The organism is Aeromonas sp. HMWF014, from assembly GCF_963878295.1.
In the GTDB taxonomy this organism is placed as follows: Bacteria; Pseudomonadota; Gammaproteobacteria; order Enterobacterales; family Aeromonadaceae; genus Aeromonas; species Aeromonas popoffii.
This window is the reverse complement of sequence record NZ_CAWNYS010000204.1, coordinates 1-12,349: the sequence shown is the minus strand read 5'-3', so window position 1 is coordinate 12,349 and position 12,349 is coordinate 1. Positions and strand designations below refer to the sequence as shown.

The 12,349-nt window shown below is 60.3% G+C and carries 13 protein-coding genes; 4 read left to right on the top strand and 9 right to left on the bottom strand.

What is annotated here, in order from left to right; translation table 11 throughout:
* The first annotated feature begins 310 nt into the window (after positions 1-310).
* Entirely contained in the window at positions 311-1,327 is a 1,017-nt protein-coding gene (locus AAC083_RS08275) for an amino acid permease (RefSeq protein WP_258224557.1), read from the top strand.
* Between the two features lie 66 nt (positions 1,328-1,393).
* Here AAC083_RS08275 and AAC083_RS08270 read toward each other — a convergent pair whose 3' ends face one another.
* A complete protein-coding gene (locus tag AAC083_RS08270; RefSeq protein WP_108535367.1) occupies positions 1,394-2,032 on the bottom strand; it encodes an exopolysaccharide biosynthesis protein in 639 nt (212 codons plus the stop codon).
* Positions 2,033-2,274: 242 nt separating this feature from the next.
* On the opposite strand from AAC083_RS08270, the gene AAC083_RS08265 reads away from it, so the two are divergent.
* Positions 2,275-2,898 (top strand): outer membrane beta-barrel protein, encoded by a 624-nt coding sequence (locus AAC083_RS08265; protein WP_108535366.1) that lies wholly within the window; start codon positions 2,275-2,277, stop codon positions 2,896-2,898.
* 193 nt (positions 2,899-3,091) lie between these two features.
* Here the strand turns inward: AAC083_RS08265 and AAC083_RS08260 are convergent, their stop codons facing one another.
* The 4 genes from AAC083_RS08260 to AAC083_RS08245 form a co-directional block, all read right to left on the bottom strand.
* Positions 3,092-3,541, bottom strand: a complete 450-nt coding sequence (locus AAC083_RS08260; RefSeq protein WP_375134724.1) for an N-acetyltransferase — start codon at positions 3,539-3,541, stop codon at positions 3,092-3,094.
* A gap of 108 nt (positions 3,542-3,649) precedes the next feature.
* Positions 3,650-4,207, bottom strand: a complete 558-nt coding sequence (locus AAC083_RS08255; protein ID WP_042038395.1) for a hypothetical protein — start codon at positions 4,205-4,207, stop codon at positions 3,650-3,652.
* A gap of 281 nt (positions 4,208-4,488) precedes the next feature.
* Entirely contained in the window at positions 4,489-5,403 is a 915-nt protein-coding gene (locus tag AAC083_RS08250) for an ABC transporter substrate-binding protein (protein ID WP_108535364.1), read from the bottom strand.
* 133 nt (positions 5,404-5,536) lie between these two features.
* A complete protein-coding gene (locus AAC083_RS08245) occupies positions 5,537-6,601 on the bottom strand; it encodes a porin (RefSeq protein WP_108535363.1) in 1,065 nt (354 codons plus the stop codon).
* 218 nt (positions 6,602-6,819) lie between these two features.
* On the opposite strand from AAC083_RS08245, the gene glpX reads away from it, so the two are divergent.
* Together glpX and AAC083_RS08235 are read left to right on the top strand one after the other, a co-directional pair.
* Entirely contained in the window at positions 6,820-7,830 is a 1,011-nt protein-coding gene (gene glpX, locus AAC083_RS08240; protein WP_042038400.1) for a class II fructose-bisphosphatase, read from the top strand.
* Between the two features lie 183 nt (positions 7,831-8,013).
* Positions 8,014-8,265 carry a YkgJ family cysteine cluster protein gene (locus tag AAC083_RS08235; RefSeq protein ID WP_042038401.1) on the top strand — a complete coding sequence of 84 codons (252 nt, stop codon included), beginning with the start codon at positions 8,014-8,016 and terminating at the stop codon, positions 8,263-8,265.
* 102 nt (positions 8,266-8,367) lie between these two features.
* Here the strand turns inward: AAC083_RS08235 and AAC083_RS08230 are convergent, their stop codons facing one another.
* The 4 genes from AAC083_RS08230 to hemC are packed head-to-tail and all read right to left on the bottom strand — an operon-like array spanning position 8,368 to position 12,298.
* On the bottom strand, positions 8,368-9,531 hold the full coding sequence (locus tag AAC083_RS08230) for a heme biosynthesis HemY N-terminal domain-containing protein (RefSeq protein ID WP_108535362.1): 1,164 nt from the start codon (positions 9,529-9,531) through the stop codon (positions 8,368-8,370).
* 10 nt (positions 9,532-9,541) lie between these two features.
* Positions 9,542-10,591, bottom strand: coding sequence for a uroporphyrinogen-III C-methyltransferase (locus AAC083_RS08225; protein ID WP_108535361.1), 1,050 nt, complete (start codon positions 10,589-10,591; stop codon positions 9,542-9,544).
* Positions 10,588-11,322: a uroporphyrinogen-III synthase gene (locus tag AAC083_RS08220; protein ID WP_108535369.1), complete on the bottom strand. Its 735-nt coding sequence runs from the start codon at positions 11,320-11,322 to the stop codon at positions 10,588-10,590. The genes AAC083_RS08225 and AAC083_RS08220 overlap by 4 nt, the downstream gene beginning before the upstream one ends.
* A gap of 46 nt (positions 11,323-11,368) precedes the next feature.
* A complete protein-coding gene (gene hemC / locus AAC083_RS08215; RefSeq protein WP_146181529.1) occupies positions 11,369-12,298 on the bottom strand; it encodes a hydroxymethylbilane synthase in 930 nt (309 codons plus the stop codon).
* Between the last annotated feature and the right edge of the window lie 51 nt (positions 12,299-12,349).

Here is a 12,349-nt window from a genome sequence, read left to right as displayed (position 1 = left end):
ACACAGGCTAATAAAATAACAAATATGACAGACAAGTAAGGTGTATATCGCAATGAGTGTTGCTATTGCTGAAAAGAAGAATCCTGCTTCAAAGTTGAAATGGGAGAAAAGTGATTCGGTATGGACCATGGGCTTATATGCCACTGCCGTCGGTGCTGGTACACTCTTTCTCCCTATTACCGTAGGCAGTAATTCCCCCGTTATTCTGCTGTTTATATTATTGATGGCATTCCCGCTCTCTTATTATTCCCACCGAGCGCTGAGTCGCCTGGTATTATCCAGTTCCCATCGGGAAGGGGATATTACCCATGTGGTGGAGGAGCACTTCGGTGCAAGGGCAGGCAAGCTGCTGATGCTGGTCTATCTGATGGCCTTCTACCCCATCATTCTGGTCTACAGCATCTCCATCACCAATGCTATCGAGAGCTTCATGGCGCATCAGCTGGGGGGCGCCGTGCTGAGCCGTGGCTGGCTGGTGCTGGCGGTGATGCTGGGGCTGCATCTGATCCTGCTGACCGGCAAACAGGTGGTGGTGTCGGCCATCAGCCTGCTGGCGTTGCCAATGGTCGTCTTCTTGCTGGGCATCTCCGTTTTTCTGCTGCCCCAGTGGAGCCTCTCCTATTTCAGCGAGAGTCCGGCGGTGGAGTGGCGCGATCCCGCCTTCTGGAAATCCCTCTGGCTGATCGTGCCCGTGATGGTCTTCTCGTTCAGTCATGCCCCCATCATCTCCTCCTTTACTGCCGCCCAGAAGAAGCGCTGCCATGTGAGCGCCGACGTGCGCAGCAAGCGCATCATCAAGTGCAGTAGCCTGCTGATCTGCGGCAGCGTGCTGTTTTTTGTCATCAGCTGTGTGATGAGTCTGAGTCAGGCGGAAATGGCGTTGGCCCGCACCGACAATATTTCCGTGCTGTCGGCACTGGCGAACAAGTTTTCCAATCCGCTGATCGCCTATGTGGGTCCGCTCATCGCCATTTTGGCCATGTCCAAATCCTTTCTCGGTACCTCCATGGGGGTGAGCGAGGGGACTGTGAGCATGGTGAGCGGCGCCTGTCAGGGGTTGGGGCTCTCCCTCCGGGAGGTCACCATAGCCCGAGTCTCATCCGTTATCCTGTTTGTCGTGACCGGGATCATCACCTATCTGAACCCCAATGTGCTGGACATCATTGAGAAGGTGAGCGGACCGCTGATCGCGGTGATCCTGTTCCTGCTGCCTGCCTACTCCATCTATCGCCTGCCGGCGCTCGCGCGCTATCGCGGGCCCAGCACACTGTTCGTGATGGTGGTGGGACTGCTGGCCATCTCGGCCCTCATCTACGATCTGCTCTGACGAACCGAAGAGAGCGCAAAACAACAGGGGCGACCACTTGGTCGCCCCTTTTTCATGTCGGTGCCATCAGCTCAGCAGGGTCGAGATGTTCTGCCCCGCCATCAGCAGACCGATGGCCAGTGCGCTGAACCAGACTAGGGTCGCACTGACCAGCAGGTAGCCGCTGGCGACGAACAGGCCGTCCCGCTGCAACATACCGATGGCCAGCAGCAATATGGCCCAGGCGGGCATGGCATTGGTGAAGGGGATGGCTCCCAGCGGCAGCATCAATAGCAGGGCCGCCAGCATGAGCAGCAGGCCGTTGCAGCGGTTGATGGGGCCGCTGCCGGTCAGTAGCAAGAGGCGCGGGCGAATGAAACGATCGACGCGGGCCAGCAGGTCCGCGCCCTTGTGCAGGGTCGGCTTGAGCTGAGCGGCAGCGAAGCGACGCTCCATCAGGATTGCGGGCAGCCAGGGCACCCGGTTGAGGGTGATGCCGATGCCGATAAACAGGATCAGCAGGCCAAACGGGGTGCTGACGCCCGGGATGGAGACCGGCAGCAGGAAGGGCACAGTGAGCAGCACGCAAAACAGCAACATGCCCTGCTCACCCACCAGGGCCAGCATCTGGCGCAGGCTGATATGGCTCTCCTCGATGGCGTGGGCGGTCGCCCGCAGGGTGTCGGAGAGCTTGTGTTGCGGGTCTTTGAGTTGCGCGGCAACCATCCCCGGATGTCCTTATGGTGAGTTGAACCGGATCACCATGAGCCGGTTAGGTGCCAGCATACGGGGCAGAGGTTAATCCCGGATGAATAACGGCAGTGGCTATGTGCCGCGTAGTGGTGGGATAGGATCGCGGCGGTGTGATCCTCCCTGCGAAAATAGGCTGATACAGGCTGGGTTTAGGATGGGGGTCAGGGGACTCTGATATGCTTGGTGGGCACTGGTGCACAAGCAGAGGGACTGTGATGAAACGAGCAGGGATCATGATGATGGGGCTCTTGCTGCCGCTGGGGCCGGCCTGGAGTGCCGAGGCAGCCGCCAGTACCGGTTGGCAGATGACGCCGTTTTTCGGCTACAGCTCATCCATCGATTTCGAGAAGAGCGGCGATGTGGTGCAGCCGGTGCCGCTCTCGGCCTCGCTGGATTCATTGCAGGGGCAGAGCTCCGGCAACTGGGGCCTCTTTATCAGCAAGGAGGTGGACGACCCCGGTATGGTAGAGCTGCTCTACAGCCACCAATCAACCCGCCTCTCCCCGGATCAGCCGGATCGCCTGACGGTGGACATGTTGCATTTTGCCGGGGCGCTCATCTTGTCGGACAACCTGATGGCGCCCTACATAGGTGCTGGTATCGGGGTGACCCGTTTTGCCGCCTACGACAGCGAGGTGACGCCCTCCATGTCGCTGGCGCTCGGGGTGCTGCCACGCCTGACCGAGCATCTGGCGCTGCGGGCCGAGGTGCGCGGTTATGGCTCGCTGGTCAATGACAGCAACCAGTTTCTCTGCAACCCGGATAACTGTGTGTTCAAGGTGCGTGGCGAGCTGGTGACCCAATGGCAGGCCAATATCGGCCTGACTCTGAGGTTTTAAGTCCCATGATGGGGAGGCTCTCTTCACAGGAGCAGGCGCCTTGAATGTGTTGCAACCAGGGCCCCGCGAACTCCCCGTTCAGCTGACCGGCGATCCTGTTTCATCTGCGCGCGCAGACCTTGCACTTTGATGACCTGCTGGTGCCGGCCGGTGATGGCTCGGAAAATTCACTCGCCATCGAACGGCGTTAGTCTTATGCCGACCAGGCCATCACCCACTCGGCGCAGCCGGTGTGGGGATCCTGCTGTTCGGCCTCTATCTGGAAGCCCTGAGCGAGATAGAAGTCGCAGCTGGCCCGGTTTTGCTGATACACCTGCAGGCGCAGTGTTTGCCGCTGCTGCTTGGCATGGGCCAGCAGCGCCTTGCCATAGCCGTGTCCTTGCTGCGCCGGGGTAACGAAGATGGCGGCCAGGGTCTCTTCATACAGGGAATAAAAACCGAGAGCCTTGCCATCTTGCCAGAGCACATAAGAGTTGGCGGCGGGCAGATAAAGCTCTCGCATCGGGCCTAGATTGTCGTGCCAGTAACGCGATGGGATGAAGTGATGTGCCAGCAGGGAGGCATCCAGCCAGATGGTGAGGACGGTTTCCATGTCAGCTGTGGTGAAGGGGCGGATCTGCATCTGTGTTTCGTTTGGATTCATGATGGCGGGCATGCTAACAGAATTGGTGTTGTCGTCATCCCCACAGGCAGCAAAACTGATGGCCCAGTAGCAAAAAGGCGACCTATTGGTCGCCTTTGCTTGTTTATTTTATTTGCTGAAGGGGAGGGAGGAGTGATGCAGCACTATACGCACCTTGCCGTCGTCCCCCTTCTTGAAGCCCCAGGTCTTGTCGACCGTGGTCTCTTTGTTATCCCGGTCAATCAGGTGCACATTGCCCATGGTGAGTGCCATGTTGCCATTGATGTAGATGGCAGCGTTGTCGTAGCTGTAACTTTTCCAGTTTTTGAGGGCGAAGCCGCTGTCGGCAGGATAGGCCGTGTTGTGGCCGACGAAGTAGGCGAGGGCCCCTTCCTTATTGATACGGAAGGTCTGTTCGCCGCTGGCCAGGGTCGGTTTGAACAGTACGGGACCTTGGGAATAGCCGTAGGCGCTGTCGAGAACCGCAGTGGCGGTCTTTTTGGCTTTCTCGATACCACCGCTACGGTAATCATCGCTGATCTGGATAAGTGCCTTACCCCAGGCATCTTGCGCAGCTTTTATCTCGGTTTCCGTGATGTTGTTGTTGGCGATCTCGGTGGCGCTAAGGGTTCCGCTGGCGGCGAGCAGAATGAGGACAAGGCCGTGCTTCTTGGTAAATAACTTCATCTTGTAATTACTCCTTGGCGTGTATGTTGTAGGGCATGACTCAGAGTTTATCGAACTGCGATGAATAAAATTTGAACCTGCCATTCAGGTTATATAAGCAAGGGATCTGCATCAAAAGGCTAAACAGCTCCCATATGGTGCTTTGGGAGTATAGACCAGGGCTGGCGTGAGCGTTTCAGGTCAGGGCGACCAGCACAGTGGCGAGGGCTGCCAGAGCCCATGCCGCGATGCAGCCGGGTTAGGCTGGCGGCGGTTCTGGGGTCCATGGGCGGGCTGTGTGGTCACTTGCCCTGAGAGCCTTGATTGTCGGCAGATGTCAGCTGTTTGCCCAGAACCAGCCGAGGGGCCGGATCCGTTTGCAATGGAATGTCTTGCAGCGGTGTGCCCTGCAGGTTGCGGTGGATGATGTTGGCCGTCATCCGGCCCAGGGTTTCATAACTGCTGATGGTGCCGACGGTGCAGCCGTGCTCGACAAATAGCTCGGCGCTGCAGATGGTGGGGATGCCCCCTTCGTTGAGGGCGGCCAGCAACTCGGGGGCGATGGAGAGCAGATAGCTGTCGGCGGCCAGGAAGACAATGCGCTGGCGGGCATCCTGTTGCAGGCGCTTGAGCTCGTTGGCCAGCCGCCGCTTGTCAGGCGCGATGCGCCAGGTGGCGAGATCCCATTGATAGCGTTTGGCTTCGCGCAGCAGCAGCTCACCGGTCAGCAGGGTGTTCTGTTCGCGGGGGTTGAAGGGCAGCAGCAGTCCCTTGTCGGTGGGCAGGTGCTTGCGGGCGTTGGCGAGCTGGAGCGCCATGGGTACCAGGTTGCTGGTTCCGGCCACCATCCGGTTTTCCGCCTGATCTTCCGACAGGATTCCGGCCCCCACGGGGTCAGAGACTATGTTGAAGATCAGTGGCTTGCGCTCGCCGAGCAGGCTCTTGACCATGGTTGTGGCCGTGGTCCCGAAGCTGTAGATGTAGTCGTAGCGGGCGAGGGAGGGCAGCAGTTGCTGGCGCAACTGGGTCGCGAAGGCGGCGCGATCCTGATTGGCGTTGAAGGTGACGAAGGTGGGTTGATAGCCGAGCCGGATCAGCTCGGCGCGAAAGCTCCGCTCGGCATCCGTTTCGCCGCGCCACAGCACCATGGCGATGGTCAGCGCCTGAGCGGGAAGGGCGAGCAGCAGGCAGCAACAGATGAGCAGGCGTAACGGCATGGTGATCTCCTCTTCGTGGTTCTGTTGAGCCTAGATCATGGGCCGGACGGCAGCTGGCCTGTCTCCCCTTACAGGCCAACAAAAAACGCGCCGGCATAAGCCAGCGCGTTCTGTTGTTGACTGAGAGCCGAGATTAGAAGTCGTAACGGGCCGCCAGCTGGAAGTCATCCTTGACGTTGAGCTTGCCGCTCTCCTGGCTGTCCAGGTTGTTGATGCGGTACTCGCCGATGACGCGCAGGTTCTTGTTGAACTTATACTGGGCGCCCAGGGTGTAGTAGTCGATGGAGTCGTAGTTGGCCTTGCCGTCCTGCTCCACCTTCTGCTTGTTCCACAGTGCCATCAGGCCGAAGCCGTTTTCGAAGTTGTAACCGAGTGCCCCTTCCCAGCCAGTGTGATCCTTGCCGGTGGCCAGAAAGTCGGTGCCGTCGGCGTAGCTCAGGGCTGCATAGACGGCCTTGTTGTCGTACTTGGCGGAGAGCAGCCACAGCTTGGCATCCTTTTCCTCGTTCTTGTCACGGATACCCACGTTGTAGGCGGTACCCGGCGCCAGGTTGAACGGGAAGGTGTAGGCCACGGCGGCGCCGTAGGCGGCATCGCTGTCCTTGCTGGTGGTCTCTTCGGTGTCACCGCCATCGAACTTGTAGCTGGTGTCTACCTGGAAGCCGTTGAACAGACCCGAGTACTTCAACACTGAACCGGCGCGGTTGGTGGCGAAGGTGTCTGTCTTGGCACCGAGGGCCTCGTTGCCATAGCCATCGGAGAGGGAGACATCAGTCCAGTCGGCCAGCAAGCCAGGGGCCCCCTTCTGGCGACCGAAAGTGATATTGCCCCAGTCGGCGCCGACACCGGCGAACGCCAGACGGGTGCGCAGGTTGTCGGAATCCTCGCTGATGGTCTTCTCGCTGTCGTTGATGTACATCTGCACTTCGTACTGGGCCAGCGCCTTCAGTTGGCTGTTGATCTGGCTATCCACCTTGGCGCCGAAGCGGACAAACTGGTTGGCGCCCTGCTTGTCGCTGTACTCCTGGGTGCCGTTCGGATGGGCGGTGTCGACCCCTTCCTTCTTGTCACCGAAGAACTGGCCGGCGTAGATGCGGCCGTACAGATCCAGGCTGGTGGTGTCATTTTTGTAAACTTCAACGGCTTGCGCCTGGAAGGCCGCGGTGAGAGCCAGTGCCACTACAGTCAGCTTTTTCATCTTAATTCCTTGTGTTGCAAGCTTTGGTTTTAAAGACGGGGCCATGCTAGGTGCGGGGAATGACAGCGGGGTGACACCCAAGTGACGTGTCGGTGGCGATTTGATGTCAGTTTGGTGAAGGGCCGTGATTTATTTGACGATCCGCCACTTTTGCGCGCAAAGGTTTGCCCTTGTGATAGAATGCCGCCCGTTTTCGAGCTCCAAAGGTTGGATATGCGATGAGACGTGAACTGGCAATCGAGTTTTCCCGAGTGACGGAAGCGGCTGCACTGGCTGGCTACAAGTGGCTCGGACGTGGTGACAAGAATATCGCCGATGGGGCGGCCGTAGCGGCCATGCGCCATATCCTCAATCAGATCCAGATCGATGGTGAGATTGTGATCGGCGAAGGTGAAATTGACGAAGCCCCCATGCTCTACATAGGCGAGAAGGTAGGCACGGGTCTGGGCGACGCCGTGGATATCGCGGTCGACCCGATCGAAGGTACTCGCATGACCGCCATGGGCCAGGCCAACGCCTTGGCCGTGCTGGCCGTCGGCGACAAGGGCTCCTTCCTCAAGGCGCCTGATATGTACATGGAAAAACTGATCGTGGGTCCCAAGGCCAAAGGTGCCATCGACCTGGATCAGGCCCTCGAGCTGAACCTCAAGGCCGTGGCCAAGGCGCTTGGCAAGCCGCTCTCCCGCCTGACCGTGATCACCCTGGCCAAGCCGCGTCACGACAAGGCGATCAAGGAGATGCAGGGGCTGGGCGTGCGAGTGTTTGCCATCCCCGATGGTGATGTTGCCGCCTCCATCCTCACCTGTCTGCCGGACAGCGAAGTCGACATGCTGTATGGCATTGGCGGCGCGCCGGAAGGGGTGATCTCGGCGGCGGTGATCCGCGCGCTGGATGGTGACATGCAGGCTCGCCTGATGCCGCGTCACAAGGTCAAGGGTGACAGCCCGGAAGTGCGTGCGTTGGGCGAGCAGGAAATTGCCCGCTGCGAGGCGCTCGGCATAGACGTGAGCAAGGTGCTCAAGCTGGAAGACCTGGCCAAGAATGACAACGTCATCTTCTCGGCAACCGGCATCACCAAGGGTGATCTGCTGGATGGCATCACCAGCGATGGCGTCATGGCGACCACGGAAACCCTGCTGATCCGTGGCAAGTCACGTACCATTCGTCGCATCAAGTCGATCCACTTCCTGGATCGTAAAGACAGCGTGGTGCGCGATATCATTCTCTGATGAGAATGGGTTGAACCTGCCATTGCAACATGAAGAGCCCGACCGCTGCCGCTGTCGGGCTTTTTGTTGTCTGCGGGCTGACACTGCCCCCGACTGGCGACTATTTCACGGGCGCAGGGGATAAGGCTAAGGGGAATCGCAGCCCTTTGATAGACTGGTTCGCCACGCACAGGAAAGCGTTACATGGAATGTCGTCAAGGTTGTGGAGCCTGTTGCATTGCCCCCAGTATCAGCAGCGCTATTCCGGGTATGCCTGCCGGTAAACCGGCCGGGGTGCCCTGTGTCCAGCTCGATGTGCGGCTGGGCTGCAAGATTTTCGATCAGCCGGATCGCCCTCTGGTGTGCCGCGGTTTTAGACCCATGCCGGATGTGTGCGGCTATCACAGGGAGGAGGCCATCTGGCTCATCGGTGAGCTGGAGCGGTTGACGGCATAAGCCAGAACTGGTGTTAATCCGGGTAAAAAGAGAGATGAACAGATAAAAGAGAGGCCGCAATAGCAGCCTCTCTTTTTTGTGCTGTTGGCACAGGGGTAGGGATCAGATGTCGGCCAGTTGCAGGGCCTGACGATAATACTCGTTGGCCTTGTTGGTAAGCCGGCGCTTGTCCATTACCTGGCCGAGGGCGTTGTAGATGGCGGCACTCGGCGCTGTCTCCACCGCCTTCTCCAACAGTCGCTGGGCTTCGTCCAGCTGACCGGCCAGCAGATAGATCTGGGCCAGCGCCGCTTCTGCGGCCGGTTGATCCTGGATCTTCTGCAACAGGGTCAGCATGGGCTGGTAGTTGTCGAGCTTGAGCCTGGGCAGGCGAGCCAGCAGTTGGGGGGAAACCTGCTTGCGCAGCGCATCCAGCCAGAGCTCGGCAGCCTCCTGGTCGGCGCCGAGCTGGCGCAGTCGATCGCCATAGCAGGCCAGCAGATCCGGATCCTGGCGCAGCTTGCGCGGCAGTTCCTGCCAGACAGGGCGCAGGGTTTCGAGGGCGCCGCTGGCGCTCTTGAGCCGACCGCGCCAGGCCTGATGCAGCAGAGCGTCTTCCTGTTTGGGGGTCAGCTTGCCCACTTTGTGCAGGGCGGGAATGAGGTCGATGAGGGCCATCCACTCCTCGCGCGCCAGGTGTACCTGACGCAGCTGATCCAGCACCATGGGGTGGCGTGGATTGAGGGCATAGGCGGATTCCAGCATGGCCAGGGCCGTATCGTACTGGCCTTGCTCAATCTGCAACTGGGTCTGGGTCAGGGTCAGCGCCAGCTCGGCCTTGGGGTGCTCCTCCTGCGCCTTTTGCAGGTATTGATCCCGGCGCACGTCATCGCCACGTGCCTGGGCGGCCTTGGCGGCGCTCAGGTAGTTGAGCAGCGGGGTATCGCTGTTGCTGGCCCCCTTGAGCATCAGCTTCTCGGCCTGGATGTAGTGACCTTCGGCCATGGCCAGGGTGGCGGCTACCGTCTGCTGGTTGGCCTTGCGGCGCCGACGGGAGCCGAACCAGCCCAGCGTCTTGCGACGCAGGCCGAACAGCCGGCCCAGCACCCACTCGACGATGAGCAGGGCGGCATAGAAGAGCACGGCCAGGATCACGGCGCTGGTGACCGAGGATTCCACCGTGTAGTTACCCAGGGAGATCAGGACATACCCCTTGTTGCCGGAGGCTTGCGGGCCGAATATCAGCCCCGCCACCATCACGGCCACCAGAACAATCAGACGAATCATGGTGCCCTCCTCAGTTGCTGGCCAGAATGCGTTGCAGGCGCTCGTTCAGCACCTCTTCCAGCATGGCTTGGGTCTTGAAGCGATCCGGATAGTCGAACTGGATCTGCTCACCCTTGAGCTTGTCCAGTTCGGTCTGCATGTAGTGGGTCGCGCTGTTGTCGGTATCGAAATACTGGGTGAGCCAGCGCTGTGCCTTCTCCAGACTGTCGTCATACAGTGCCTGCTGCTCGCGGTAGACGGCGAACTGGGCTTGCAGCAGCTTGGTCTTGAGGTTCTCGCGCAAGAAGATCTCCTGCTGCGGGGAGAGCAGGGCCTCCACGCCCCCATCGCGGCGACGTATGGTGATGAAGTTCTCGGTGAACTTGAGCCAGTTCTTCTTCAGGTTGCTTTGCCACTCGTCCGGGTTGGTGCTGACGGCCTGATCCGGTTCGATTTTCGCTTCCGGCATATTGACGGTGGAGAGCGGCAGCAGCTCAATCTGGTCGGATAGCGCTGCCAGTTTGAGCGTCAGCCCCTCACGGTCGATGCGCGGCATCCCCTTGAGCTGGGCTATGTCTGCCGCCAGCGCTTTGCGGATGGGCATCAGGCTGGGGTCGTTGAGCGCCTTGATCCGCTCGTCGGCATTGCCAAGCAGTGTGATAGCGGAGATGAGGTCATGTTCCAGCCACAGCTTGCGGCCCGCCATGCGCACCAGGTATTCGGCTTCAGCCAGCATCCAGTCGTTGGGGCGCTTGTCGTTGAGATCCAGCACCCGGTTCTGCAAGTCCTTGAGCTCGTCTTGCAGCAGTTGCTGCTGCTTGCCGAAAGCTGCCAGCTGTTCACTCTCCTTGCTGTTGCTCTGATCCAGCTTAGCGATGGCCCCGGCCAGTTGCAGCTTGAGCTGATCCAGTTCCCCCTGCTGGGCCACCGCACTCTTGTGGACGTGCAGGTAGAGACTGCCGGTCAGGCCGAGGGCCAGCAATATGGCCACGCCACCCAGCAGGGTGCCGGAACGGCTCTTGCCGCCGTTGACCACTGGGGTCGGCTGGGGCTTGACCTGGGATTCTTGTTGTTCAGTCATTCCATCTTCCTCGCTTCCAGAGCAGCCGTCAGGGCCTGGTTGGATGCACCTTGGGCAATCGTGATTCGGGTAAAGCCCGCCGCCTCGGCCATCTCGGCTACGCGGGGGCTGGGCACCACCAACAGGCGGTCATAAAGCCAGGGCTGCTGCTGACTGGGCACCAGTTCCAGCAGCCGCTGCAACAGTTCGCCACTGGTGATGAGCAGGCTGTCGAGCCCGGTCGCCTGCCAGTGGTGAGTCAATGCTTCCCCGTCCAGCTCGGGGTAGTGACGCTCATAGGCTGCACAATAGTGCACCAGAGCACCTCGTGAGGCCAGCGTCCGGGCGATGAGATCCCGACCGCCATTGCCGCGCAGGATCAGCACCCGCCTGCCGCTCACCTGTTGCAGGGCGGGCAGGGCCAGTAGCCCTTCACTGCGCGGATCGTCCGGGCAGCTCGCCGCTATGCCTGCGTCGGCGAAGGCGTCCGCGCTGGCCTGACCGACCGCAAAGTAGTCAATATGTGGCCAGGTCTGACCAGTTTGCAACAGAAAATGATGAGTAAAATTAACTGCATGCATGCTGACGGCTATGACTATGTCAGCCTGGGGCAGCAGTTCGGGCAGGCGAGAGAGTTCGCTGCCTGCCACGGTTTCCAGCAGCGGACAGCAGAGCGGTGTGTGGCCGTGCTGGCGCAACAGCTGCACCAGCTCGGTGGCCTGAGCGGTCGGACGCACCACCAGCGGGACCATCAGGCAGCGCTCAGCGGTTGTGGCCATGACCTGACCCGGCCCGCACTCATGCCCGGTAGACCTCGGCCAGGATGAGGTCGGCGCCGGCTGCCAGCAGACGCTGGGCCAGGGTGTGGCCGAGCGCCTCACCGTCTGCCAGCGGGCCGCGGATCTCGTCGCGGATCACCTGACTGCCATCCGGGCTGCCCACCAGGCCGCGCAACCAGACCTCATCCCCCTGCACCAGGGCATAGGCACCGATAGGCACCTGACAGCCCCCTTGCAGGGCACGGTTCATGGCGCGCTCGGTCAGCACCCGGATCCGGGTCTCGCGGTGTTCGAGGGGCGCCAGCAGGGCGTGTAGCTCCTCATCGTCGAGTCGGCACTCGATACCGACAGCCCCCTGGCCGTTGGCGGGGAGACTCTGCTCCGGCTCGAGGAAGGTGGTAATGCGGTGCGCCATCTTCAGACGCTTCAGGCCGGCGGCGGCGAGTATGATGGCGTCATATTCACCGGCATCCAGCTTGGCGAGACGGGTATTGACGTTGCCGCGCAGGTCGCGGATTACCAGATCAGGGCGTACTGCTCGCAACTGGCACTGACGGCGCAGGCTGGAGGTGCCGACCACGGCACCCTGCGGCAGCGTGTCTATCTGGCTGTAGCGGTTTGAAACGAAGGCATCGCGCGGATCTTCGCGCTCGCAGATGGTGTGCAGACCCAGTCCCTCTGGGAACTCCACCGGCACATCCTTCATGGAGTGGACGGCGATGTCGGCACGTCCCTCCAGCATGGCGGTCTCCAGCTCCTTGACGAACAACCCCTTGCCGCCCACCTTGGCGAGAGGGGTATCCAGGATCTTGTCACCCTGAGTGCTCATGGGTACCAGCTCGACCTGCAACTCTGGGTACAGGGCTTCCAGCCGGTCTTTGACGAAGTTGGCCTGCCACAGGGCCAAGGGGCTCTTGCGAGTGGCAATTTTCAGGGTTCGGGCTGCCATATCAATCAGTTGTTTCATCTTTAGAAGGAAAACGATCTTACCACCCTTTGC

Coding starts and splice junctions, on each gene's coding strand:
- AAC083_RS08270 (WP_108535367.1), bottom strand. CDS start 2,032: ATGGTTGCCGCGCAACTCAAAGACCCGCAACACAAGCTCTCCGACACC.
- AAC083_RS08265 (WP_108535366.1), top strand. CDS start 2,275: ATGAAACGAGCAGGGATCATGATGATGGGGCTCTTGCTGCCGCTGGGG.
- AAC083_RS08260 (WP_375134724.1), bottom strand. CDS start 3,541: ATGAATCCAAACGAAACACAGATGCAGATCCGCCCCTTCACCACAGCT.
- AAC083_RS08255 (WP_042038395.1), bottom strand. CDS start 4,207: ATGAAGTTATTTACCAAGAAGCACGGCCTTGTCCTCATTCTGCTCGCC.
- AAC083_RS08250 (WP_108535364.1), bottom strand. CDS start 5,403: ATGCCGTTACGCCTGCTCATCTGTTGCTGCCTGCTGCTCGCCCTTCCC.
- AAC083_RS08245 (WP_108535363.1), bottom strand. CDS start 6,601: ATGAAAAAGCTGACTGTAGTGGCACTGGCTCTCACCGCGGCCTTCCAG.
- glpX (WP_042038400.1), top strand. CDS start 6,820: ATGAGACGTGAACTGGCAATCGAGTTTTCCCGAGTGACGGAAGCGGCT.
- AAC083_RS08235 (WP_042038401.1), top strand. CDS start 8,014: ATGGAATGTCGTCAAGGTTGTGGAGCCTGTTGCATTGCCCCCAGTATC.
- AAC083_RS08230 (WP_108535362.1), bottom strand. CDS start 9,531: ATGATTCGTCTGATTGTTCTGGTGGCCGTGATGGTGGCGGGGCTGATA.
- AAC083_RS08225 (WP_108535361.1), bottom strand. CDS start 10,591: ATGACTGAACAACAAGAATCCCAGGTCAAGCCCCAGCCGACCCCAGTG.
- AAC083_RS08220 (WP_108535369.1), bottom strand. CDS start 11,322: ATGGTCCCGCTGGTGGTGCGTCCGACCGCTCAGGCCACCGAGCTGGTG.
- hemC (WP_146181529.1), bottom strand. CDS start 12,298: ATGGCAGCCCGAACCCTGAAAATTGCCACTCGCAAGAGCCCCTTGGCC.